This is a genomic window from Marivita lacus (assembly GCF_014637725.1).
GTDB lineage: Bacteria > Pseudomonadota > Alphaproteobacteria > Rhodobacterales > Rhodobacteraceae > Marivita > Marivita lacus.
This window is the reverse complement of the sequence record NZ_BMFC01000002.1, coordinates 527608-551586: the sequence shown is the minus strand read 5'-3', so window position 1 is coordinate 551586 and position 23979 is coordinate 527608. Positions and strand designations below refer to the sequence as shown.

27 protein-coding genes and 1 tRNA gene are annotated in these 23979 nt (G+C 62.8%); 15 read left to right on the top strand and 13 right to left on the bottom strand.

Features of this window, described 5'->3' with window-relative positions:
• Positions 1–164 precede the first annotated feature (164 nt).
• Entirely contained in the window at positions 165–1169 is a 1005-nt protein-coding gene (gene gap, locus IEV82_RS07370; protein ID WP_188481341.1) for a type I glyceraldehyde-3-phosphate dehydrogenase, read from the bottom strand.
• Positions 1170–1347: 178 nt separating this feature from the next.
• Between gap and IEV82_RS07365 the strand changes: the two genes are divergently transcribed.
• Genes IEV82_RS07365 through IEV82_RS07355 form a run of 3 tightly spaced genes read left to right on the top strand, consistent with a single transcriptional unit; the run spans position 1348 to position 3033 of the window.
• Positions 1348–1737 (top strand): DoxX family protein, encoded by a 390-nt coding sequence (locus tag IEV82_RS07365; protein ID WP_188481340.1) that lies wholly within the window; start codon positions 1348–1350, stop codon positions 1735–1737.
• Complete coding sequence (locus tag IEV82_RS07360; RefSeq protein WP_188481339.1) at positions 1737–2693, top strand: DUF808 domain-containing protein; 957 nt, start codon at positions 1737–1739, stop codon at positions 2691–2693. Before IEV82_RS07365 ends, IEV82_RS07360 begins: the two co-directional genes overlap by 1 nt.
• A 46-nt stretch (positions 2694–2739) precedes the next feature.
• Positions 2740–3033 (top strand): hypothetical protein, encoded by a 294-nt coding sequence (locus IEV82_RS07355; protein ID WP_188481338.1) that lies wholly within the window; start codon positions 2740–2742, stop codon positions 3031–3033.
• Positions 3034–3201: 168 nt separating this feature from the next.
• On the opposite strand, the gene tkt is transcribed toward IEV82_RS07355, so the two are convergent.
• Positions 3202–5247: a transketolase gene (tkt, locus tag IEV82_RS07350; RefSeq protein WP_188481337.1), complete on the bottom strand. Its 2046-nt coding sequence runs from the start codon at positions 5245–5247 to the stop codon at positions 3202–3204.
• Positions 5248–5483: 236 nt separating this feature from the next.
• Here tkt and IEV82_RS07345 point away from each other — a divergent pair, with 236 nt between their 5' ends.
• Positions 5484–6026, top strand: coding sequence for a hypothetical protein (locus IEV82_RS07345; RefSeq protein WP_188481336.1), 543 nt, complete (start codon positions 5484–5486; stop codon positions 6024–6026).
• A complete protein-coding gene (locus tag IEV82_RS07340; RefSeq protein WP_188481335.1) occupies positions 6026–6418 on the top strand; it encodes a cell division protein ZapA in 393 nt (130 codons plus the stop codon). The genes IEV82_RS07345 and IEV82_RS07340 overlap by 1 nt, the downstream gene beginning before the upstream one ends.
• Before the next feature lie 76 nt (positions 6419–6494).
• On the opposite strand, the gene grxD is transcribed toward IEV82_RS07340, so the two are convergent.
• From grxD to xth, 4 genes are all read right to left on the bottom strand, one after another.
• On the bottom strand, positions 6495–6857 hold the full coding sequence (grxD, locus tag IEV82_RS07335) for a Grx4 family monothiol glutaredoxin (RefSeq protein ID WP_188481334.1): 363 nt from the start codon (positions 6855–6857) through the stop codon (positions 6495–6497).
• Positions 6850–6987: a hypothetical protein gene (locus IEV82_RS07330; RefSeq protein WP_188481333.1), complete on the bottom strand. Its 138-nt coding sequence runs from the start codon at positions 6985–6987 to the stop codon at positions 6850–6852. The genes grxD and IEV82_RS07330 overlap by 8 nt, the downstream gene beginning before the upstream one ends.
• A 109-nt stretch (positions 6988–7096) precedes the next feature.
• Entirely contained in the window at positions 7097–7339 is a 243-nt protein-coding gene (locus tag IEV82_RS07325) for a BolA/IbaG family iron-sulfur metabolism protein (protein ID WP_188481332.1), read from the bottom strand.
• Between the two features lie 75 nt (positions 7340–7414).
• Positions 7415–8197 (bottom strand): exodeoxyribonuclease III, encoded by a 783-nt coding sequence (xth, locus tag IEV82_RS07320; RefSeq protein WP_188481331.1) that lies wholly within the window; start codon positions 8195–8197, stop codon positions 7415–7417.
• 432 nt (positions 8198–8629) lie between these two features.
• Here xth and IEV82_RS07315 point away from each other — a divergent pair, with 432 nt between their 5' ends.
• Together IEV82_RS07315 and IEV82_RS07310 are read left to right on the top strand one after the other, a co-directional pair.
• Positions 8630–9031: a DUF6749 family protein gene (locus IEV82_RS07315; RefSeq protein WP_188481330.1), complete on the top strand. Its 402-nt coding sequence runs from the start codon at positions 8630–8632 to the stop codon at positions 9029–9031.
• Between the two features lie 62 nt (positions 9032–9093).
• The gene (locus IEV82_RS07310; RefSeq protein ID WP_188481329.1) at positions 9094–10170 is read left to right on the top strand and encodes a DUF6902 family protein; all 1077 of its coding nucleotides are present in this window, start codon (positions 9094–9096) and stop codon (positions 10168–10170) included.
• Positions 10171–10206: 36 nt separating this feature from the next.
• Here the strand turns inward: IEV82_RS07310 and IEV82_RS07305 are convergent, their stop codons facing one another.
• The gene (locus IEV82_RS07305) at positions 10207–10530 is read right to left on the bottom strand and encodes a HesB/IscA family protein (protein ID WP_188481328.1); all 324 of its coding nucleotides are present in this window, start codon (positions 10528–10530) and stop codon (positions 10207–10209) included.
• A gap of 83 nt (positions 10531–10613) precedes the next feature.
• Between IEV82_RS07305 and IEV82_RS07300 the strand changes: the two genes are divergently transcribed.
• The 8 genes from IEV82_RS07300 to IEV82_RS07265 all read left to right on the top strand — a co-directional run bounded on the left by IEV82_RS07300 (position 10614) and on the right by IEV82_RS07265 (position 19252).
• Positions 10614–11774 (top strand): deoxyguanosinetriphosphate triphosphohydrolase, encoded by a 1161-nt coding sequence (locus IEV82_RS07300; RefSeq protein ID WP_188481327.1) that lies wholly within the window; start codon positions 10614–10616, stop codon positions 11772–11774.
• Between the two features lie 12 nt (positions 11775–11786).
• On the top strand, positions 11787–13616 hold the full coding sequence (locus tag IEV82_RS07295) for a cation:proton antiporter (protein WP_188481326.1): 1830 nt from the start codon (positions 11787–11789) through the stop codon (positions 13614–13616).
• 56 nt (positions 13617–13672) lie between these two features.
• On the top strand, positions 13673–15418 hold the full coding sequence (gene argS / locus IEV82_RS07290; protein WP_188481325.1) for an arginine--tRNA ligase: 1746 nt from the start codon (positions 13673–13675) through the stop codon (positions 15416–15418).
• 73 nt (positions 15419–15491) lie between these two features.
• Positions 15492–16475 (top strand): SPOR domain-containing protein, encoded by a 984-nt coding sequence (locus tag IEV82_RS07285; protein WP_188481324.1) that lies wholly within the window; start codon positions 15492–15494, stop codon positions 16473–16475.
• Positions 16472–17485: a glycoside hydrolase family 3 N-terminal domain-containing protein gene (locus IEV82_RS07280; RefSeq protein WP_188481323.1), complete on the top strand. Its 1014-nt coding sequence runs from the start codon at positions 16472–16474 to the stop codon at positions 17483–17485. Before IEV82_RS07285 ends, IEV82_RS07280 begins: the two co-directional genes overlap by 4 nt.
• On the top strand, positions 17482–18270 hold the full coding sequence (locus IEV82_RS07275; protein WP_188481322.1) for a segregation and condensation protein A: 789 nt from the start codon (positions 17482–17484) through the stop codon (positions 18268–18270). The genes IEV82_RS07280 and IEV82_RS07275 overlap by 4 nt, the downstream gene beginning before the upstream one ends.
• A gap of 8 nt (positions 18271–18278) precedes the next feature.
• On the top strand, positions 18279–18944 hold the full coding sequence (scpB, locus tag IEV82_RS07270; RefSeq protein WP_188481435.1) for an SMC-Scp complex subunit ScpB: 666 nt from the start codon (positions 18279–18281) through the stop codon (positions 18942–18944).
• A 164-nt stretch (positions 18945–19108) separates the two neighbouring features.
• Positions 19109–19252, top strand: coding sequence for a hypothetical protein (locus tag IEV82_RS07265; protein WP_188481321.1), 144 nt, complete (start codon positions 19109–19111; stop codon positions 19250–19252).
• Here IEV82_RS07265 and IEV82_RS07260 read toward each other — a convergent pair.
• From IEV82_RS07260 to plsX, 6 genes are all read right to left on the bottom strand, one after another.
• The gene (locus tag IEV82_RS07260) at positions 19249–20328 is read right to left on the bottom strand and encodes a 2'-deoxycytidine 5'-triphosphate deaminase (RefSeq protein ID WP_188481320.1); all 1080 of its coding nucleotides are present in this window, start codon (positions 20326–20328) and stop codon (positions 19249–19251) included. The two genes, IEV82_RS07265 and IEV82_RS07260, sit on opposite strands and share 4 nt — an antisense overlap.
• A gap of 109 nt (positions 20329–20437) precedes the next feature.
• A tRNA-Pro gene (locus IEV82_RS07255) sits at positions 20438–20514 on the bottom strand.
• Positions 20515–20585: 71 nt separating this feature from the next.
• On the bottom strand, positions 20586–21479 hold the full coding sequence (locus tag IEV82_RS23545) for a MerR family transcriptional regulator (protein WP_229747705.1): 894 nt from the start codon (positions 21477–21479) through the stop codon (positions 20586–20588).
• Positions 21480–21483: 4 nt separating this feature from the next.
• Positions 21484–21786, bottom strand: a complete 303-nt coding sequence (gene ihfA / locus IEV82_RS07245; RefSeq protein ID WP_188481319.1) for an integration host factor subunit alpha — start codon at positions 21784–21786, stop codon at positions 21484–21486.
• Positions 21787–21879: 93 nt separating this feature from the next.
• Positions 21880–22851 (bottom strand): beta-ketoacyl-ACP synthase III, encoded by a 972-nt coding sequence (locus IEV82_RS07240; RefSeq protein ID WP_188481318.1) that lies wholly within the window; start codon positions 22849–22851, stop codon positions 21880–21882.
• A complete protein-coding gene (gene plsX / locus IEV82_RS07235) occupies positions 22848–23957 on the bottom strand; it encodes a phosphate acyltransferase PlsX (RefSeq protein ID WP_188481317.1) in 1110 nt (369 codons plus the stop codon). The genes IEV82_RS07240 and plsX overlap by 4 nt, the downstream gene beginning before the upstream one ends.
• Positions 23958–23979 lie beyond the last annotated feature (22 nt).

Here is a 23979-nt window from a genome sequence, read left to right as displayed (position 1 = left end):
CGCGACACTCTAGGACAGGCAGGAGATTCGACTAATGCTGCAGCGCCGCATTGGGCGCTAACGACGACACGGCGTGTCGGAAACGACCCAAGAAACCCGCGAAACATCCCTGTATCGCGGGTCTCTTTCTTCAGTCGTGTCGCAGGAAAGGCTGCGCTGCTGCCTCAGTGCAGGAGGCGGCCCATCGCACCGGCGACATCCGCCATGCGCGCCGAGAAGCCCCATTCATTGTCGTACCACGCAAGCACGCGCACCATGCGTCGGCCCACAACCTTGGTCTGGTCGGGAGCAAAGATCGACGAATAGGTGGTGTGGTTGAAGTCGATCGACACCTTGGGTTCCGGGTCATAGGACAGGACCGTGCCCATATGGGTCGCTGCCGCCTCGCGGACCACATCGTTCACATCCGCGACCGTCACGTCCTTGCCCGCATAGAAGGTCAGATCGACCGCCGACACGTTGGGTGTCGGCACCCGCACCGCAGAGCCATCGAGCTTGCCCTTGAGGTTCGGCAACACTTCGCCCAGTGCGGCAGCCGCACCGGTCGAGGTCGGGATCATCGCCATCGCCGCCGCCCGCGCGCGGTAGAGGTCCGCATGGCGCCGGTCCAAAGTGGGCTGGTCGCCGGTATAGGAATGGATCGTGGTCATGATGCCGCTTTCGATCCCCAGCGCCTCGTCCAGCACCTTGGCAAGTGGGGCCAGGCAATTGGTGGTGCAGGACCCGTTCGAAATCATCGTGTCGCCTTCGATCAGCGACCGGTGGTTCACACCGTAGACGATGGTTTTCTGCACATTCTTTGCAGGAGCAGAGATCAAAACCGATTTCGCGCCGCGCTCCATGTGGATGCCGGCCTTGCTGCCGTCGTTGAAATTGCCGGTGCATTCCAGAACCACGTCGCAGCCCGACCAGTCCAGCTCTTCGGGGTTGTAGGTCGAGAACACTTCCATCGGGCCACGGCCCAGATCCATCGTGTTGCCCTTGACCTTGACCTCTCCGCCGAAGCGGCCATGCACGCTGTCATAGCGCAGGAGGTGGGCGTTCGTCTCGATCGGGCCGGTCGCGTTGATCTTGACGACCTGAACGTCGTTGCGCGAGCTTTCGGCAATATGGGCGAGGGTGCAGCGGCCGATCCGACCGAAACCGTTGATTCCAAGAGTGACGGTCATGAGCAAGTCTCCTGCGCCTGGGCTGTGTCCCGTATACGGAGGTATGCTGCATCCGCAAAGTAAAAAGACTCGATTTCACAACATGTTAGCGCAAAAGGTGTACTTTGAAGACATGATGGCGCTAACGCTTTGCGACGGTTTGCGGTAACACTGCGGAGATGTTGCGGAATCTGAAATAATGACGTCGACGGCCGATATCGCGGTGCTCGTCGGACGCTGCCTGATCGCCTGTCTGTTCCTGGCGGGCGCGGCGCAGAAGGTGCTGGACCCGGGCTCGTCGATGGCGCTGCTGACGGATCGTGGCCTGCCCGACCTGCTGGTCTGGCCCGCCTTGGGGTTCAATGCGCTCGCTGGTCTGGCATTGGTGGCGGGATGGGCGGTGCGCCCGGTGGCGGCGCTGCTGGCGCTGTATTGCGGGGTGACGAGCCTGTTCCACTTCCTGCCGGGCGATCCGTGGCAAATGAGCATCTTCGTCAAGAACTGGGCCATTGCCGGGGGCTGTCTGGTACTGGCGGCGCACGGCCCGGGACGGTATGTCCTTGGCGGACACAAACACGGGGTAACGTGATGAGCGGATTGTTGGCACTTCTCGACGACGTGGCGGCCATCGCCAAGGTGGCGGCGGCCTCGGTGGATGACATTGGTGCTGCGGCGGCCAAGGCCGGGTCCAAGACCGCGGGTGTCCTGATCGACGACGCGGCGGTGACCCCGAAATACCTGCACGGATTCGCGCCCGCCCGCGAATTGCCGATCATCTGGCGGATCGCGCGCGGATCGCTGATCAACAAGCTGGTGTTCCTGCTCCCTGCCGCCTTGCTCCTGTCGACATTCGCGCCGTGGCTGATCCCGCCCTTGCTGATCCTCGGCGGCAGTTACCTGTGTTTCGAGGGCGCAGAAAAGATCGTGCATGTGCTGCGCCCGCATGATGATCATTCCGGCGGACCGGATGGCAGCCATGACATCGGTGATCCGCTTCACCTAGAGGAGGAAAAGGTCAAAGGCGCGATCAAGACGGATTTCATCCTGTCGGCCGAGATCATGACCATCGCGCTGTCGGTGATCGAGGTCGACAACATCTGGATTCAGGGCGCGACGCTGGCGGTGGTCGGGATCATGGTGACACTCGCCGTCTATGGCGCGGTGGCGGTGATCGTGAAGATGGACGACGTCGGCCTCTGGCTCAGCCAGGTGGGGCGGCTTGGCGTGACCCGCGCGCTGGGGCGCGGGATCGTCAAGTTCATGCCATGGTTTCTGACGGGGCTGACCGTGGTGGGCACGGCGGCGATGCTCTGGGTCGGCGGGTCGATCATCGTGCATTCCGTGGCGCAGATGGGCTGGCACTGGCCCGAGGACGCCATTCACCATGTGGCGGTCGCTGTTGGGGCCGGGCAGGGGTTCATCGAATGGGCGGTCACGGCCGGGTTCGATTTCATTCTGGGGTTCATCTGGGGGCTGATCCTGATCCCGGTCGGGGTCAAGATCATCACGCCGGTCTGGACGGCGGTGATGCCCAAAGGCGCCTGAGCTGCGTTAAGCCTGTCTTAACCAGTTTCGCGCTAGGTTGGGCGGCATGACGATTCCCTCTTATCTTGACCCCGATACCTGGATCCGCAACGTCTTCTCTGCCAAGGCGGTTGGGCGGGGTGGTGTGATCCACCGTGCCACCCGCGATGTCGAACGCTATGCAGGCCGCGAAGCGTTTGTGCACGAAGTACGCAGGCGCGGCTTCACCCTAGTTGAAAACGCCGATCAGCTTGTGGTCTTCTGCAACCGCGACCCGGTGCGGCTTGTGGTCAATCGCGATCCACCGACGCTGTCGCAACGGGCGTGGCCGGGGAATGAAACCGCGTCGCAGCGGTTCTGACACTGTGCTGCGCTCGCAGGGTAAAGCCCAAAACGCGTCAACGCGTTTTGGCGCTGCGTCGACGCAGCGAGGCCCAATGCATCACCGGGGGCAACTGAACGCGTCAAAGCGTGCATGCGATGCATCGCAATCCGGCGACCCCGCAAAATGGCAGGGCCGCCAAATCGCTTACGTGCGCGGATCAGCCTGCCAACGGCCCTCGACCAGATCGCGCACCTTTTGTGCCACGCTCTCTGCCGTGATACCGAACTTCTCGTAAAGCGTTTCCGCAGGGGCCGATGCTCCGAACCCGTGCATGCCGATGAACCCGGACTTCTCGCGCTTGCCGCGCTCTCCGAACAGCCAGCGGTCCCAGCCAAAGCGGATACCCGCCTCGACCGCCACGCGCACCGGACCACCCGGAAGCACGCGCTTGCGATAGGCCTCGTCCTGTTCCTCGAACAGCTCCCAGCAGGGCATGGACACGACCCGCGTGCCGATCCCCTCGGCGTGCAGCATGTCCCGCGCCGCCATCGCGATCTCGACTTCCGATCCGGTCGCCATCAGGATCGCCTGACGCTTGCCTTCGGCATCGGCCAGAACATAGGCGCCCTGCGCGGTCAGGTTCTTGGTCTTGTGCTCGGTTCGCACGGTGCGCAGGTTCTGCCGCGTCAGCGACAGCACCGACGGCGTCTTCGTCTGGGTCAGCGCAATCTCCCACGCCTCGGCGGTTTCCACCGTGTCGGCGGGGCGGAACACCAGCGTGTTTGGCGTCGCGCGGCTGATCGCCAGATGTTCGATCGGCTGGTGCGTCGGACCGTCTTCGCCCAGGCCGATGGAATCGTGGGTCATCACGTAGACGGTTGGCACCTGCATCAGCGCCGACAGGCGCATTGCCGGGCGGGCGTAATCGGTGAAACACATGAACGTGCCGCCATAGGGGCGGATGCCGCCATGCAGCGCCATGCCGTTCATCGCCGACGCCATGCCGTGCTCGCGGATGCCCCAATAGACATAACGGCCCTTGCGATTGTCCACGTCGAACACGCCCAGGTCACCCGTCTTGGTGTTGTTCGAGCCGGTGAGGTCGGCTGACCCGCCGATGGTTTCCGGCAGGATCGGGTTGACGACTTCGAGCACCATTTCGGAGCTTTTGCGCGTCGCTACAGACGGCGCGCTTTCGCTGATCTGCTTTTTCAGCGCCTTGATGGTCGAGGACAGGTTTTTCGGCGCTTCACCTGCCATCGTGCGGGCGAACTCGGCCTGACGTGACGCAGACATCTCCGCCAGTCGCGCCTCCCAGTCGGCGCGCGCCGCAGCACCGCGGCGACCGATCTCTTCCCATGCTGACTTGATCTCGGCGGGCACTTCGAACGGGCCGGTGGTCCAACCCCAGACGGCCTTGGCCTCGGCGTTCTGGTCCGCGTTGGTCAGTGCGCCGTGGCCCTTGGACGTGTCCTGCGCCGCGTGCCCCAGGGCGATATGTGTCTTGCAGGCGATCATCGACGGGCGTTTGTCGGCTTTCGCCGCCGTGATGGATGCGTCGATCTCGGCCGGATTGTGGCCGTCGATGTCCTGCACATGCCAGCCCGCGGCGGTAAAGCGCGCCACCTGATCAGTGCGGTCAGACAGATCGACCGTGCCATCGATGGTGATGTTGTTGTTGTCCCAGAAGACGATCAGCCGCGACAGTTCCTGACGCCCGGCGATGCCGATGGCCTCGTGGCTGATGCCCTCCATCAGGCAGCCATCGCCCGCGATGACATAGGTGTGGTGATCGACCAGCTTCTTGCCGAAGCGCGCGCGCAGCGCTTCTTCGGCCATGGCGAAGCCAACGGAGTTGGCAAGACCCTGACCCAGCGGACCGGTTGTGGTTTCAATGGCTTGCGCGAGGAAGTTTTCGGGATGGCCTGCGGTCTTGGCTCCCCACTGGCGGAAGTTCTTGACCTGATCCAGCGTGATCTCTGCATCGCCCACCAGATAAAGCAGGGAATAGAGCAGCATTGAACCGTGACCGGCCGACAGAATGAACCGGTCGCGGTCGTGCCAGTCGGGGCGGGCGGCGTCGAATTTCAGGTGCTTTTCGTAGAGAACAGTGGCCACGTCCGCCATGCCGATGGGCATGCCCGAGTGACCGGAATTCGCGGCAGCCACCGCGTCCAGCGTCAGCGCGCGGATCGCCGCCGCCTTGTTCCAATGATCGGGGTTCTGGGCTTTGAGGGTCTCGATATCCACAGGCCTTCTCGTCCTTATGATGGGGGCAAAGGGGATCTTTGGGGCGCTCATACCAGTGTCAACGCAGAGATCAAGCGCCACGCCCGCGCCACCTGTGCATAAGGGGGCGCATTTTCGGATGTGGGTTGTTAAACTTTCACATTAAGAGGGCGGAGCGATTCGTTCCGAGAGCACGGAAAAATGTGTCCATGGTCTTCGTGGCACAGACGGGCACACAACAAACGGGGATCAGGCAAATGACCCAAATCAACGAGTTGCAACATCGCATCACGGCGGCTCTGGACAGGGTTGCGCAAGGCGTGGCCAAGCTTGAGGAACGCGCGGCGCAGGCTGTGCCGGCGGCACCTTCAGAGCCTGGCATCGACCCGGCAGAGGTCGCCCGGCTTCAGGATGCGCTGGACGAGGAAAAGCTGGCCAATGCCCAGTTGGAAGAGCGGGTGCGCAAGCTGCATGAGACCCACCGCAAGGAGCTTGAAGCGGCCAAGGCAGCCGCCGCTGCCGCTTCGGGTCCTGCGGCGCCTATGATCGATGTGTCGGCGTTGGACCTCGATCTGCAACGCCTTCGCCAGTCCAACGAGATGCTGCGCGCCACCAACGAAGAGCTGCGCCGCGCGCTGTCCGAGAATGTCGGTGAACCACATCTGATCAACAAGGCGATGCTGGCCGAACTGGAAGGGCTGCGCGCCGCGCGCTCTGTCGAGGCGGCCGAGACCCGCGCCATCATCGCGTCATTGACTCCGCTGCTCGAGGCTGCGGCGGAACCCGAGGAGGCGAACTGATGCCCGAAGTCGAAATCACCATCGGCGGTCGCAGCTTTGACGTGGCCTGCCAGGAGGGTGAGGAGCAGTATCTGCATTCCGCAGCCCGGATGCTGGACACCGAGGCGCAGGTTCTGGCCCAGCAGGTCGGGCGCATTCCCGAGGCGCGCATGTTGCTGATGGCGGGGCTGATGCTGGCAGACAAGACTGCCGGGCTCGAGGACAAGCTGCGCGAAAGCGAAGACCGCGCCGCCGCCTACCTGTCGGAACTGCGCGCGATCAAGGACGCACCGCCACCCGAACCCGAACGCATCGAGGTGCCGGTGGTCCCCACGGACGTGACGGAGTCGCTGCAGGAAATCGCGGCACGCGCCGAAGCGCTGGCCCGCGACGTCGAGGACAAGGCCGGGTAGAGTAGGGTACGGCCCGCTTGAAATGCAAAACGGCGCCCGGGTGGGGCGCCGTTTGTCGTTTGCGGTGCAGGAACGCTCAGGCGTTCGCTTCACGGATTTTTTCGGCAGCATCCTTGTCATAGGTGACGCCGTTTGCGTCGAACAGCTGGTCCAGCTCGCCCGACAGCGTCATCTCGGTGATGATGTCACAGCCGCCGACGAATTCGCCTTTGACATAAAGCTGCGGAATGGTCGGCCAGTCGGAATATTCCTTGATGCCCTGACGGATGTTCTCGTCGGACAGAACGTTCACATCGGCATAATCAACACCCATGTAGTTCAGCACGCCCGCCACCTTGCTGGAGAACCCGCATTGCGGCATCGCCTTGGTGCCCTTCATGTAAAGCACCACGTCATTGGCCTTGACGGTCTCTTCGATCTTCTGTTTCGCGTCAGTCATTGTCTTGCTCCATCTCTTCGCGGCGTTTCCGGTCCTTGCGGATATACGGCATGGTTGCGCCAATAGTTATCACGGTGACAAGGCCGATGGCGGCGAACATCGGCCAGGTGTTGGTCAGAAAGTCCATCATGGCGTGCCTGCCTTGGGCGGGCCATCATGCGATCCGGGTCTGCGCCATGTGAAATACGCAAATGGCCCGACCAGCAGGATCATGGCGATAGTCCACACCCGCGCCGACATCAGTCCGGGGCTTTCGTGGTCAGGGCCAGCGCGTGCAATTCGCCTTGCGAGCCATCCATCTTGCCTTTGAGGGCCGCATAGACCGCGCGCTGCTGTTGCACCCGGTTCTTGCCCTTGAAGCTTTCGTCGATCACCTCTGCGGCATAGTGGTTTCCGTCTCCCGCAAGATCGGTGATCGTGATCCGGGCGTTGGGAAATTCGGCGCGGATCAGTTCTTCGATTTCCTGCGCGTGCATGGCCATGGCGCTGCTCTCCGGTTGTGGGCGTTGCAAAAGATGTATGCCGGGCCTCGGCATTCCGCAAGACGGTGCTGCAGGTCAGGCCGTCAGCGACACCCAGACCGGCACGTGATCCGACGGCTTTTCCCGCCCGCGCACGGCGCTTTCGATCCAGCATTCGGTCAGCATGTCGGCACAGGCCGGCGTCATCAGCACATGGTCGATGCGGATGCCGTTGTTCCGTTCCCACGCGCCCGCCTGGTAATCCCAGAACGAATAATGCCCGCCACCCTGCGTGCAGGCGCGGAACGCCTCGGTGAAACCAAGGTTGAGGATGCGCCGGAACGCGGCGCGGGATTCGGGGCGGAAAAGCGCGTCCTCGGTCCAGAGTTCCGGTCTGGCGGCATCTTCGGCCTGCGGGATGATGTTGTAATCCCCCGCCATCAGCGCGGGCATCTCGTTGGCCATCAGGTCGCGCGCCCGCGCCTCCAGCCGTTTCATCCAGTCCAGCTTGTAATCGTATTTCGGCCCCGGCACAGGGTTGCCATTGGGCAGGTACAGCCCGCAGACACGCACCGCATCACGTTCTCCGATCACCGTTGCCTCGATCCAGCGGGCCTGTTCGTCGCTGTCATCGCCGGGCAGGCCGCGCGTCACATCTTCGAGCGGCAGTTTCGAGACGATCGCAACACCGTTGAACCCCTTCTGCCCGTGAGTCTCGACCGCATAGCCCAGGTCCTCGATCGCTTCGCGCGGGAACGCCTCGTCCACCGATTTGATTTCCTGAAGCACCGCCACATCGGGCGCGCTGTCGCGCAGCCAGTCGGTCAGGGCGGGCAGGCGGGCCTTGATGCCGTTGATGTTGAACGTGGCGATTTTCATGTGCTGTCTCCCCGATTGCCCCTCTATCCCAAGAAGACCGACCCCGCACAAGCCGGGATCTGGACGAATCGAAGTTGGTGTTTGGTGAGGGGATTCGGTGTCGGGCAGGGGCATCGGACGAGGTCTGCGGGGCACCAGATCGCCCGCACCGAAACTTATCCCCAGATTTTTCCGATCTGTTGATAACGTCAGGAGTTTCGCGTCCTGAACAACCTATGGGCGAATCCTCATGTGGATAACTCTTGGATACACCCGTTTAACGATATTTCATCTTCTCAAATTCATCTTTTGCGTGTCAGCGTTGGTCCATCAACCCAGCCATAGGAGGCCAACATGACTGCAGCTCGTAAACTCCAGACTATCGAAAACCTTCATGTAAATCAGCGTAATACCGACATCTGCCGTAATATGCATGGTGGAGACGCAGTCGAGATGTTCACCACGAGCTGTACGCCGACGACATCCGACACCCGTCTTGGTGATCTGGTCGAGATGTTCACCACCAGCTGCACCCCGACGACGTCTGACACCCGCACCGGTGATCTGGTCGAGATGTTCACCACCAGCTGCGCCCCGACGACGTCTGACACCCGCACCGGCGATCTGGTCGAGATGTTCACCACAAGCTGCACCCCGACGACGTCCGACACCCGCACCGGCGATCTGGTCGAGATGTTCACCACAAGCTGCGCCCCGACGACGTCCGACACCCGCACCGGCGATCTGGTCGAGATGTTCACCACCAGTTGCACCCCGACGACATCCGACACCCGCACCGGTGATCTGGTCGAGATGTTCACCACCAGCTGCGCGCCTGTGGCGACACGCTCCTGATCGACGCATTGACCCGGGGCGGGGCGACCCGTCCCTTGATACCCCCCAAGGAGGATCGGACCATGACGAATGTCATTCACCTCACCCCCCCGTCCCGGATCAATCCGCAGGAAGCGCGCCTTGGCGCGCTTCTGAGCTGCTTTGCCGATCACCGCCGCCACCGCGACGACGTGTTCTGGCTCAAGGAAAATGCCGAAGTCCTGAGCATTCTCGAAGCCACCGGCACCCGGCCCGGCGATGCAGCACTCGACGCCTATGCCGAGTTTTACCAAACGGTCGAAAAACGCCTGCGCTTCTTTCCGCAATACTACCGGTTCTTCCTGTCGATCACGCTCGACCTCGAGGACCTTGGCATGCAGGGCGATCACGGCGAACGAATCGTGGATTGGGCTTGCGCGCAGGATCTGCCCCGCGCGGAACTGTCCGACCTGCAACGCATGGAGGCGCAGCGCCTGATGTCGCGGCGCGACGTGACGCCCAGGGGGTGCGATCCGACGCTCGAAGATCGCGTGCGGTATTTCATGGCCCGATCCGAGACATTCGCGCTGCCGAACAAGAAGGCGGCCTATGAGCTCAGCCACCTCGTGTTCTATCTCAGCGAATATGGCCGCTGCGATCCACAGCTGGATGCCGACGCGAAACGCAGCCTGCATTTCGCCGGTATCCTGGCCTTTATCGAACAGAACGCCGATCTGTTGGGTGAAATCTGCATCGCCCTGCATTTCGCCGGAGAAATGCCTCCGCAGCTCTGGACCGACTGGCTCACGCGGGAAACATCGCTGTTCACCATCACCGATGGGTCATCTGTCAGCGTGCAGGACGATTACCACGAATTTCTGGTCTGCAACTGGCATCAGGCCATGATTGGCGATGCGGCCTTTGCCAAGGGCTTTGTCGATGACCGGATGCGGTTCGATCACAGTGTCTACCGCGCCACACCGATGCGCGAAATGTCCGAAGCGATGTTCAGCCTGGATGATGCGCGCAGCGGCGACTGGATCAGAATGCGCCTGCAGATGGAGGACCGGCTGTCGCCAGAAGCGATGCAGGTTCTCGAACAGGCCGAAACCTCGTCACAGCATTTCGAGGCGTTCTTTCACGGCTTTGCCCGTGCCGACATGTCCGGCGCGGTACACTAGGACGATCTCGGAAGCGGGGGCCATGAGCCCCCGGTTTCACATCGAGAAACTGGTGCCGCAGCCGCAGGACGATGTCGCGTTGGGGTTCTCGATCACGAAGCGTGCGCCGATCAGTTCCTCGGAAAAGTCGATCACCGCGTTCGACAGGAACGGCAGCGACACCGAATCCACCACGACCCGTTCGCCGTGACCTTCGAGAACAAGATCATCCTCGCCGGGCGCGTCCAGCAGAATCTCGTACTGGAACCCCGAACACCCCCCGCCTTCGACCGCCACGCGCAGGGCCTTGCCCTCGGCGCTGGCGCCTATCTCAGACAAACGCTCGAATGCGCGATCTGTCACTTTCGGTGGAAGCTGCATGTTATCCTCGGGTTCGCTTTAACTTGTGACCTGATGTGAATATAAGCGCGATCGGGACAGGGAACAAGAACAGGCGGTCGATCATGACGGCGCAATACGCATGCGAGCCGGGCAAATCGCGGGGCAGGCTTTATCCAGAAGAGGAAAGCGCGTTCCGGTCGTGCTTTCAACGCGACAGGGATCGCATTATCCATGCCTCGGCGTTTCGGCGGCTCAAGCACAAGACACAGGTGTTCATCGAACACGAGGGCGATTATTTCCGCACCCGGCTGACCCATTCCATCGAGGTGGGGCAGGTGGCGCGCACCATTGCCAAGGTGCTGGGGCTGGACCTCGAACTGACCGAGGCGGTGGCGCTGGCGCATGATCTGGGCCACACGCCTTTTGGCCACACCGGCGAAGACGCGCTGGATGCGCTGATGCAGCCCTATGGCGGGTTCGATCACAACGCGCAGGCGATCCGCATCGTGACCGGGCTGGAACGGCATTATGCCGATTTCGACGGGTTGAACCTCACCTGGGAAACCCTTGAAGGCATTGCCAAACACAACGGCCCGGTGCGCGATCCGATCCCCCATGCGCTGGCCGCCTACGACGCGCGTCACGATCTGGAACTGCACACCCATGCCAGTGCCGAGGCGCAGGTCGCGGCGCTGTCCGACGACATCGCCTACAATCACCATGATCTGCATGACGGGTTGCGGGCCGAGCTGTTCTCGACCGACGAACTGGCCGAGCTTCCCATTGTAAGCCATTGTTTTGCCGAGGTAGATCGCATCTATCCCGGCCTGAACTACTACCGCCGCCGCCACGAAGCGCTGCGGCGTTTCTTCGGCGTTCTGGTGGCCGACGTGATCTCTGTGACACGGGCGAACCTTGCCGATCTCGACCCGCAGAGCCCCGGGGACATTCGCGATGCGGGCCGCATGATGGTGCAGTTTTCACCCGCGCTCTGGTCCGATCTCAAGGTGATCCGCGAATTCCTGTTCCATCGCATGTACCGCGCGCCGGACGTGATCGAGATGCGCGCGCAGGTCACCCATGTGATCAACGAATTGTTCCCGCTGTTCATGTCCGACCCGTCCCTGTTGCCCAAGCAATGGCGCAAGGACGTGGCCGAAATCCGGTCCGAGACGGAACTCGCACGGCTGGTTTCGGATTACATTGCCGGGATGACCGACCGGTTCGCCCTGCAGGAGCATGCGCGCCTGACAGGGACGGAGGTGATTTCCGCGAGGTCATAAAAGGAACTTACCGTGGCAACTCCCTCAGACGCTGCTTTGAACCCGATCACCGCTTTCGCCCTTGTCGGGGCCTTGGGTGTCGGGGCGCAATGGCTGGCCTGGCGTCTGAACCTGCCGGCCATCGTGTTGATGTTGCTGGCAGGGTTGCTGGTTGGGCCGGTTTTCGGGATCCTGGACCCGTCCGTGGCGATGGGCGACCTGTTGCAACCCGTCGTGGCGGTGGCCGTGGCGATCATCCTCTTCGAAGGCGGTCTGACGCTGAATTTCAAGTCGCTCCGCGACGCGGCAATCGGGGTGAAACGGCTGGTCTTGATCGGCGGACCCATCGGCTGGCTGCTGTCGGCGGCGGTCCTGCATTATGTCGCAGGACTGAGCTGGGCCACCGCGTCGGTCTTTGGCGGCATCATGATCGTCACCGGGCCAACCGTGATTGCGCCACTGCTGCGACAGGCGCGGCTGAAACGGCGACCGGCGGTGCTCTTGCAATGGGAAGCCATTGTCAACGATCCCGTGGGCGCACTCGCTGCGGTTCTGGCCTTCGAGGTGGTGCTGGTCTTTCAGACATCGACCACGGTGGAGGAGGCGCTGACCACGCTGGCCATCGGCATCGTCGTGGCCACGCTGGCCGGGATCGCGGCGGGCTGGGGCATCGCGCGATCCTTTTCCAGCGGATGGGTGCCGGAATACATGAAAGTGCCGGTGCTGTTCGTCAGTGTGCTGGCGGCCTTTGCTGCGTCTGATTCGCTGTTGCATGAAAGCGGGCTTTTGGCCGTGACCATCATGGGGGTCTGGATCGCCAACGCGCACCTGCCCAGCCATGCCGAGATGCACCGCTTCAAGGAACATGCAACGATCCTGCTGGTGTCGGGTGTGTTCATCCTGCTCGCCGCCAACATGACCCGCGAGACGCTGATGGCGATGAACTGGCAGACGCTGGCGACCCTCGTGGCGGTGATCCTGATCGCGCGCCCGGTGACCGTTCTGGTGTCGCTGGCCTTTTCCAACGTGCCCTGGTCCGAACGCATGCTTGTCGCCCTGACCGGCCCGCGCGGCGTTGTGCTTGTGGCAGTGGCCGGCCTGTTCGGCGACCGGCTGGTGCAGGCGGGGATCGAGGACGCGGCGCAGATCTCGTCGCTGGCCTTTGCGCTGGTGGCGGGCACGGTGGTGCTGCACGGCTTCACGCTCAAGCCTTTGGCGCGGCTGCTGGGCCTCAACGCATCGACCACGCCGGGTGTGCTGATCGTCGGCGGCAACCGCTGGACGGTGGAACTGGGCGCGCTGCTCAAGAAGCTGGACCTGCCGGTGATGATTTCCGACCCCAACCGCAGCCATCTGCGCGACGCCCGCGAGGCGGGACTCGAGATTTACACTGGCGACATCCTGTCCGAAGGGGCGGAGAACCGGCTGGACCTGATGGCCTATGAGACCGTGATCGCCGCCACCGACAATGACGCCTACAACACGCTGGTCGCAACCGACCTTGCCCCGGAATTCGGGCGCGAGAACGTGTTTCAGCTCAGCCGAGAAACCTCGGATTCAGAACGCTACGCCTTGCCGCCGAAACTGGGTGGTCGGGCGATCGGCGCGGGTGAGACCTTTTGGGAGGTGCAGCGCCGGATGTGGGACGGCTGGGAATTCCGCGCCACCTCACTGTCGGATGAATTCACCCTGCAGGACTGGTACGACACCCACCCCGACGGCATCCCCATCGCCGATATCGGCCCGCGCGGCACGCTGCGCATACTTGGCCCGGATGATGCCCCGAAAGAAACCGAGGGAAGCCGCCTTGTCGCCATGCTGCCCAAGAAACCCCACCGCGCCAAGGCCGAAGGTCAAGCCTGATATTTGACGCCGCGCGCCAAGGTGGTAGAGGACGTTCCGAACAAAGGACGTGTGACATGAACCTCTTCTCCGATATCCGGGCGCTTGTGATCGACAGCCTGACCGCGATGGTGGCCGAAGGCGCGCTGCCCGAAGGTCTCGACTTTGCCAATGTGACCGTAGAGCCGCCGCGCGATCCGCTGCATGGCGACATGGCGACCAATGCCGCGATGGTGCTGGCCAAACCTTCCGGGCTGAAGCCGCGCGACATCGCCGAGGCGCTAGCGGCCAAGCTGTCCTCCGATCCGCGCGTGTCCAGCGCCGAGGTGGCCGGTCCGGGGTTCCTGAACCTGCGGCTGGGCGATGCGGTCTGGCAAAGCTTGCCAAGGGCGATCCTGACGTCAGGGATGGACTATGGCACATCCGGCATGGGGCAGGGCAAACGCGTCAACGTCGAATACGTCTCCGCCAACCCGACCGGCCCGCTGCATGTCGGCCACACCCGTGGTGCGGTCTTTGGCGATGCGTTGGCATCCCTGCTGGCCTATGCAGGCTTTGATGTCACACGCGAATACTACATCAACGATGGCGGCGCGCAGGTCGATGTGCTCGCGCGGTCGGTCTACCTGCGGTATCTTGAGGCGCATGGTCAGGACGTGGCCTTTGTCGATGGCACCTATCCCGGCGATTATCTGATTCCGGTGGGCGAGGCGCTCAAGGACAAGATGGGCGACGCCTATATCGACGCGCCTGAAGAGGTCTGGCTGGAAGAGGTGCGCGATTTCGCCACCGACGCGATGATGTTGCTGATCAAGGCCGATCTTGGCCTGCTCGGCGTCGAGATGGACCATTTCTTCAGCGAAAAGTCCCTTTACGGCACCGGCCTGATCGAGGCCGCCATCGACAGCCTCAAGAGCAAGGACCTGATCTATCGCGGCGTGCTGGAGCCGCCCAAGGGAAAGACCCCCGAAGATTGGGAGCCGCGCGAGCAGACCCTGTTCAAATCCACCGCCCATGGCGATGATGTGGACCGACCGATCATGAAATCGGACGGATCATGGACCTATTTCGCGCCCGACATCGCCTATCACTATGACAAGGTGCAGCGCGGCTATGACCTGTTGATCGACATTTTCGGCGCCGATCATGGCGGCTATGTCAAACGGATGAAAGCCGCCGTCAGCGCCTTGTCCGACGGCAAGACGCCGCTCGACATCAAGCTGACGCAACTTGTCAAGCTCTACAAGAACGGCGAGCCGTTCAAGATGTCCAAGCGGGCAGGGACATTCGTGATGCTGCGCGACGTGGTCGATCAGGTCGGCCCCGACGTCACACGGTTCCACATGCTGACGCGCAAGAACGACGCGCCGCTGGATTTCGATTTCGACAAGGTGCTGGAACAGTCCAAGGACAACCCGGTCTTCTACGTGCAATACGCCAATGCGCGTGTACATTCCGTGCTGCGCAAGGCTCGCGAGGCCGGGGTCGACGTGGACGACACCACGCTTGCCACTGTCGACCTGACGGGCATGACCCATGAAAGCGAACTCGCCGTGGCGCGCAAGCTGGCCGAATGGCCGCGCCTGATAGAGATTGCCGCGCGCACAAACGAACCGCACCGGGTCGCGTTCTACCTCTACGAACTCGCGTCGGATCTGCACGCGCTTTACAACAAGGGCAACGACGTTCCCGAATTGCGGTTTTTGCAGGAAGGCAACACCCAGGCCACACAGGCGAAAATCGCCCTCGCGCGGTCCGTCTCTGTTGTTATTTCTGCGGGCCTTGGTATCTTGGGGGTCACTCCGGTCGAAGAAATGCGCTGACAAAAGCGCCGTGACCGGGTGAGGCAATGGCAAGAAACCACCGGTGGCACCGCTGCCGGGCAATGAGGCAGACATGGCAGACATGCATATGACGGGCCCCGCGCGCGGGGAAGAAACGTCTGGCAACTTGGCCACGACGGCCAATTGGCTGGGCGCGGCGATGTCGCTGGCACTGGTGATCGGTGTGGCGGTTTGGGGATATCGGCTGATCATGCGCGATGTGTCGGGGGTGCCGGTGGTGATGGCCATCGAAGGCCCGATGCGCGTGGCCCCGGACAATCCCGGCGGCCAGATCGCCCGTCACGAAGGTCTTGCGGTGAACGATATCGCCGGAACCGGCACCTCTGCCCCGCCGCCTGACCAGATCGTGCTGGCCCCGCGTCCTCTCGACATCACCGAAGAAGACGTGGTTCTGACAGAGATCGCCGACATCCAAGCGCCGAGCCAGCGCGAAGAGGTGGCTCTGGCCACGCTGCAGCAGGACGCGCAAACCGAAGCCCCGGCACTGTCGCTGACCGACATTGCCAATGCCGACGACCCGATCAAGGCGCTGGCCGACCAGATCGCCGCCAACGCCACCCCCTTTACCGAGATCGACCCGCCCCCTCAGACCGGCGTGCTCGACACCCAGCCCGAAGAGATCGTTTTGGCTTCTGCCGACATCGTGCCGCCCTCGGTGCCCGGTGTCGCGCGGTCCTTGCGCCCGACACCGCGCCCCCAAGACCTGCAACTGGCCTCGCTGTCGGTGCCGATACCTGCAGCCTCTGCGGCCAGTGTAGACGAGCGCGATCCGAACCAGATCCCTGCGGGCACACGGTTGGTCCAGCTCGGCGCCTTTGACAGCCCGGAAATCGCCCGCGAACAATGGACCAAGATGGCCGTACGGTTCAGCGAATATCTCGGCGACAAGGACCGGGTGATCGAAGAGGCCACATCGGGCGGTCGCGTCTTCTACCGCCTGCGCGCCCACGGTTTTGAAGACCTGAGCGAGTCGCGCCGCTTTTGCGCAGCCCTTGCGGCCGCAGGGGCAGATTGCATCCCCGTGGTCAGCCGGTGAGCCATCGACCTTTCGGAGCGGCCATCTTCGGCTGCGATGGCGCGCGCCTGTCTGCGGATGAGCGCGCGTTTTTTGCTGACGCCAACCCGTTCGGGTTCATCCTGTTCGACCGCAACCTCGAAACGCCCGACCAGATCCGGGCCCTGACCGCGGACCTGCGCGAGTGCGTCGGCTGGGCTGCGCCCGTCTTCATCGACCAGGAGGGCGGCCGCGTGCAGCGCCTGCGCGCGCCTCTGGCCAGCGACTGGCTGCCGCCGCTGGATCACGTCGCCCGGCTGGGCGCCAACGCCGCCGAAGGCATGCGTCTGCGCTACCACATCATCGCGCATGAACTCCGTCGCCTTGGCATCGACGCCAATTGCGCCCCCATGCTCGACGTCGCGCGACCCGAGACCCATCCCTTCCTGCGCAACCGCTGCTACGGATCACATCTTGACCAGGTGGTAAAGATCGGTTGCGCAGTCGTGGACGGGCTCGAGCAGGGGGGCGTCTTTCCGGTCATCAAGCACATCCCGGGTCACGGGCTGGCGCAGATGGACAGCCATCTGGACCTGCCGCGCATCGACGCGCCTGCGGACACCCTGACGGCCATCGACTTTGCCTCCTTCCGGCCCTTTGCGGACGTGGCGATGGGCATGACCGCGCATCTGGTCTACAGCGCCTTTGGCGAAACCGGCCCCGCCACCACATCGCCCGCCATGATCCGCCGCATCCGCGCGGAGATGGGCTTTTCCGGGCTTTTGATGACCGACGATATCGGCATGCAGGCGCTGTCGGGATCGGTGCCCGATCGCGGTGCCGCGTCGCTGCAGGCAGGCTGTGACGTGATCCTGCATTGCAACGGCGACCTGCCCGAACGCATCGCGCTGATGGACCGCATCGGTGCCATGTCCCCTGCCAGCCAGACCCGCGCCGAGGCGGCATTGGCCCGCCGTCCAGAGCCGCAAGATGTTGACATTGCCGCCCTCAAGGCCAAGCTTGCGCAGCTGGAGCAAGGGCATGAAGCATGAGCGACGCCACCGCAGACGGGTTTGACACGACAGTCGCCGACCGGCTTGCCGCCGAGGCGCTGATTGTCGATGTGGACGGGTTCGAAGGCCCGCTTGACCTGCTTCTGACGCTCAGCCGGACACAAAAGGTCGATCTGCGCAAGATCTCCGTGCTGGACCTCGCCCGGCAATACCTTGCCTTCGTCGAACAGGCCAAGGCGCTGCGCATCGAGCTGGCCGCAGATTACCTTGTCATGGCGGCATGGCTCGCCTTTCTCAAATCCCGCCTGCTGCTGCCGCCGGACCCCACCGAAGAAGGCCCTTCTGGCGAAGAGCTTGCGGCGCACCTGGCGTTTCAGCTCGAACGCCTGCAGGCGATGCGCGACGCGGCCGCGAAACTCATGGCGCGCGACCAGTTGGGGCGCGATTTCTTTGCACGCGGCCTGACGCAAGAAGTCGAGCGGGTTCGCAAGATCCACTACACCGCGACGCTGCTCGACCTGATGCAGGGTTACGCACGCACCCGCACCAAGGACGAATTCCGCCCCTTCGTGATGGACCGCGACAAGGTGTTCACGATGGAACAGGCGCTGGAACGGATGCGCGGGCTGATCGGCTTTGCCGGCATGTGGACCGATATCGCGACCTACATGCCCGAGGGCTGGGACGTGGACCCGGTGCGCTGGCGCTCGGCCACCGCCTCGACATTTGCCGCGTCACTGGAACTGGCCAAGGAGGGCAAGGTGGAATTGCGCCAGTCCGACACCTTTGCCCCTATCGAACTGCGCCGGAGAGAGGGGCGGTGAGTGACGACATGCAGATCGAAACGCACAAAGACACCGAACGCAGCCTCTTCGCCGCACCGCCGATGGGCGAACAGGAGCGCATGGTCGAGGCAATCCTCTTTGCCACGGCCGATGCCGTGACCGTCAAGGAACTCAATGACCGGCTGCCCCACGGGTCGGATGCCGCCGAGGCGCTGGTGCATCTGCGCAAACGCTACGAGGGCAGGGGTGTGAACGTGGTCAAGGTGGGCGATGCCTGGGCCATTCGCACAGCACCCGACCTTGGATTCCTGATGCAGAAGGAAACCGTCGAGACCCGCAAGCTCAGCCGCGCCGCCATCGAAACGCTGGCGATCATCGCCTACCACCAGCCCGTCACCCGCGCCGAGATCGAAGAGATCCGGGGCGTATCGGTCAGCCGGGGCACGGTGGATCAACTGCTGGAAATGGAGTGGATTCGCTTTGGCCGCCGCAAGATGACTCCGGGCCGTCCGGTGACCTTTGTGGTGACGCAGACTTTCCTCGATCATTTCGGGCTCGAGTCGGCCCGCGATCTGCCGGGGCTCAAGGAACTGCGCGCGGCCGGCCTGCTGGAAAACCGGCCTCCGTTTGGGGCGATGCCGCAGATGGGCGAAGGCGACGTGGATGCAGAGGAAGAAACCCAAGAGGGCCAGTCGGAACTTTTCGAGGACTAGGCTTTTCTTTCCGTCAACGGAAAGCGGCGATGCATTGACGCATCGTCGTTCGGCACAAGTGATTTTTATGAAAATCAGACGTATTTCCCGAAACAATGCCTGAAAATCGTCGCATTTGTTCTCTATCTCATGCGTCGAGGCACCCAAAGCAACAGGAGGACGACATGAACCTCAACCAGATCATCACCATGGTCATGCGCACCGTCATGCGCCGCGTGATCAATTCCGGCATCAACGCAGGCATGAACGCGGTGACAAACCGCAAGAAGCCGCAGCCCAAGGCACCGCAGCAGGACCAGACCCGCTAACCGGCCCTGAAATGCTTGGACAGCTTCAAACCCTGTCCCTGATAATTCGACGCGATCCCCGCGCCATAAAGCTGGCTCGGGGACTGGTCCATTTTTTCATAGACCAACCGTCCGACGATCTGCCCGTGTTCCAGCACGAAGGGCGCTTCGTGGCAGCGCACTTCGAGAACGCCGCGTGATCCGGTGCCACCCGCCGCGTCATGGCCGAAACCGGGGTCGAAAAACCCGGCGTAATGCACGCGGAACTCCCCAACCATTGCCAGAAACGGCGCCATCTCGGCGGCGTAGTCGGGCGGGATATGCACCGCCTCGCGGCTGACAAGGATATAGAACGCGTCCGGATCGAGGATGATCTGACCCGTGGTGCTGTGCAGCTCTTCCCAGAATTCGGATGGCGCGTAATGCCCCAGCTTGTCGAGGTCGATCACCCCGGTATGCGGCTTGGCGCGGTACCCCACCAGATCGCCCTGTTCGGGTTTCAGATCGACGGAAAAGCCCAAGCCGTCGCTGATCACCGCAGGGCCACCCGTCACAAGCGTCTGCTCGGCGTGTAGCGCGCCCAGAGCGTTATCCGACAGCACCGATTGCCCATTGCGGAACCGGATCTGGTTCAGCCGCATGCCCGGACGCACCAGCACGGAAAACGAACGCGGGCAAATCTCGGCATAAAGCGGGCCTGTATAGCCCGGCGACACCCGGTCGAATTCGGTGCCCTCATCGGTGATCATGCGCGTCAGCAGGTCCAGCCGCCCGGTCGAGCTTTTGGCATTGGCGACCGCACTGATGTCAGCGGGCAAGGCCAGACGTTCCATCAGCGGAACCAGGTAGACGCAGCCCTTTTCCAGAACCGCGCCGCCCTCGAGCGAAAAGCGGTGCATCTCGAAATCATCAAGGCGGTCTTCGACCCGGCGCCCCTTGCCCGCAAGAAACGAGGCCCGCACCCGGTAGGCCACAGTGCCCAGCCGCAGGTCAAGGCTGGCCGGTTGCACCTGTCCGTCGACGAAAGCGCGGTCGGCGGCAATGATGCCCCGATCCATCAGGTCCGTGATCTGCTGATTGGCCAAAACACCGGTCATCGTAACCCCCGTTTGCAATTCGCCTTGCATAGCAAGAGGATGCGCCCCGCGCGAGGGGGTTTTTCCCTACACCTTGCGGTGGTGGTGCACTTGATAGCTGTATGATGATTGGTCGGGCTAGCAGGACTCGAACCTGCGACCTTCCGTCCCCCAGACGGACGCGCTACCAGGCTGCGCTATAGCCCGACTGCGGCCTGTCATAACGGTTTTGGGTGTGGCCGCAAGTGCGAATTTCGGCTGTTGGTCCAAGAACGGATTTAACGTCCAACCGCTTTGAGGTGTTCGAGAATCGGCGCGATCTGTTGCGCCTGCAGCGCCGTCAGTCGGCGGATGCGCGACAGATGGGTCAGCGCGCCGGGCGCAGGCTCTGCCGGTTCGGGTGGCGGAGCGTCGGCGGTGGCTTCGCTTTCGGCCTCGTCATCCGTGCGATCCGCCATGGAGCGTTGCAGGAAACCGGGCAGGGCGGTTTCAACCTCTGGCTCCGGCTCTGCCGCAACTTCAGGCTCAGGCTCCGGCGCTGCCGCAACTTCAGGCTCCGGGTCTGCCGCGACTTCAGGCTCCGGTTCGGGATCTGGCTCTACAGCCGCCACCTCCTCCGCCACCTCTGTCGGGTCTTCCGGCTGCTCCGTTGCCGCCTCGACCTCCGCCTCTTCGGCCACAGGCACGGGATCGGCTTCGACCTCGACCGCCTCTGCCTTGGTCTTCATATCCGGCGTTTCGGCCACTTCCGGCTCGGGCGTCAACAGGTCGGCAGCGATCGGCTCTTCGTCCGGCATCTCGGCAGGTTCTGGCTTGGCAAAGGGCACAACCGTGTCCACCGGCTCGGACGAGGGCATGTCCTCGAGCCGCGCCAGTTCGGCGTCTTCCTCTTCGCTCAGGCTTAACTCACACAGCGAAGAGACGTGCCTGATCCCTTGTTCTCGAAGCACTTTTTGCGCACCCTTGATGGTCAGTCCATCATCGTGCAGCAGCTTCTTGATGCCGCCCAGCAACCGCATGTCCGCCGGTCTGTAATAGCGACGCCCACCTGCGCGCTTGACCGGTTTGACCTGCGTGAACTTGCTTTCCCAGAACCGCAGCACATGCGCCGGGGTGTCGAGCCATTCGGCGACTTCGCTGATGGTGCGAAAGGCGTCGGCTGACTTGCTCATGCGCTCAGCCCTTGTTGCCAGCGGCCACGCGGTCTTTCATCAGATGAGACGGGCGGAAAGTGAGAACGCGGCGGGGGTTGATCGGAACCTCTTCGCCAGTCTTGGGATTGCGACCGACGCGGGCGGCCTTGTCTCGGATGGAAAACGTCCCGAAAGACGAGATCTTGACCTGCTCTCCCTCGACGAGGGCATCGGACATCAGGTCGAGCACCGTTTCCACAAGGTCGGCACTTTCGTTCCGCGACAGGCCCACTTCGCGAAACACCGCTTCGCTCAGGTCCATACGAGTCAAAGTCTTTTGTACCATACCACACACCTCCCGGGTTGTCGCTAGAATGCGCCCTGCGATTTTCCGAGTCAATATCAACGGCTTGCGTGGGAGAATTTAGAAAACTTTTGATTACCAGCGCAGCACGACGGCACCCCAGGCCAGCCCGCCGCCAATGGCTTCGGTCACCACGAGATCACCGCGCTTGATCTGGCCGCGTTCAACCCCCACCGACAGCGCCAGCGGAATGGACGCGGCCGACGTGTTGCCGTGATCCTGCACCGTGACCACGACGTGATCCATCGACAGGCCCAGCTTTTTCGCGGTGCCCTGGATGATGCGGATATTGGCTTGATGCGGTACGATCCAATCGACCTCGTCGCTGGTGATGTCGGCCTTTTCCATCGCGGTCGTGGCGGTTTTCGCCAGCTTTTCGACAGCGTGGCGGAACACTTCCTTGCCCTGCATCCGCAGATACCCTGTCGTCTGGGTGCTGACGCCGCCATCGACATAAAGGATATCGCGGTGCGTACCGTCGGAATTCAGGTCAACCGACAGGATGCCCCGATCCGATTTGTCGCCTGTGCCCTCATGCGCTTCGAGGATCACCGCGCCAGCCCCGTCACCGAACAGAACACAGGTCGACCGGTCGGTCCAGTCCATGATGCGGCTGAAGGTTTCAGCCCCGATCACCATGATCCGCTTGGCCTGTCCCGACAGGATCAGCGCATTCGCGGTGGTCATCGCATAGATGAACCCGGCGCAGACCGCCTGCACGTCAAAGGCAAAGCCCCGGTTCATGCCAAGCGCCGATTGCACCATGGTCGCCGCCGAGGGAAAGGTCAGGTCGGCGGTCGAGGTGGCCACCACGATGGCGTCCAGATCGTTGGCGCTCAGCCCGGCATCGGCCAGCGCATTCCTCGCCGCCTTGGTGGCCAGATCCGAGGTGGTTTCGCCTTCGGCTGCGAAATGCCGCCGTTCGATGCCCGACCGTGACCGAATCCATTCGTCGGATGTGTCCAGCGACGCCTCGAATTCGGAATTGGGCACGATGCGTTCGGGCAGGTAATGTCCCAGCCCGACGACAACCGAACGTATGGTCATTTCGGGCTCTCCTCGTTTTTGGTCTTTGGCTCGGCAATATCAGGGGCTGCGTCGGTGAGCGCTGCCAGCCGGGCAGCCAGCCTTTCCGAAAAGCCCGATTGCGCCAGTTGGAAGGCCAGCTTGATGGCCGCCGACACGCCGGTCTCGTCCGCGGCCCCGTGGGATTTCACGACAGTGCCGTTCAACCCCAGGAACACGCCGCCATTGACCCGGCGCGGGTCGATCTTTTTCTTCAACCGGCGCAGCGATGTCAGTGCCAGCAAGGACGCAAGACGCGACAGGGGCGAATAGGCGAACGCTTCCTTGAGGCGATCGCCGATCAGCGACGCGGTTCCTTCGCCGGTCTTGAGCGCGATATTGCCGGTAAATCCGTCGGTGACGATCACGTCACAGGCCTTGCCGGGAATGTCGCCACCTTCGACAAAGCCGACAAAGTCGAATTGCGCGCGGTCCGACATGCGGGAAATCAGCTCATGCGCTTCCTTGAGCTCGGCGCGGCCCTTGTGTTCCTCGGTGCCCACGTTGAGCAACCCGACACGCGGACGGTCGAGGTTCAGACCGTTGCGGGCATAAGACACACCCATCAACGCGTATTGCACCAGATCCTGCGCGTCGGCGCGTACATCTGCACCCACATCCAGCATCACGTTGAAGCCCTGCGGATTGCGCGAGGGCCACAGAATCGCGATGGCCGGTCGGTTGACCCCCGGCAGCTTGCGCAAGCGGATCATCGACAGCGCCATCAGCGCGCCGGTATTGCCACAGGATACCGCAACCGTGGCTTCCTTGTTGCGCACCGCTTCGATGGCCGCCCACATGGACGTGCCCTGACCATTGCGCATGACCTGGCTTGGCTTGTCCTGCATCGACACGACACCCGCGGAGTCGCTGATTTCGCAACGCCCGGCCAAGGCCTTCTTGCGCTCGATCAGTTTCGCCAGCTTCTGTGCCGGGCCATGGACGAGAAAGCGGATATCCGGGTTCGCCATCGCAGAACGAGACATGCCGGAGACTACCGCCTCCGGCCCCAGATCGCCGCCCATGGCGTCGATAGATAGCACGATTGGCGCAACACCCACCTTTTTATGATCCTGCGAAGAGGTCATTCGGAGGGTTTCGCCCAATCGT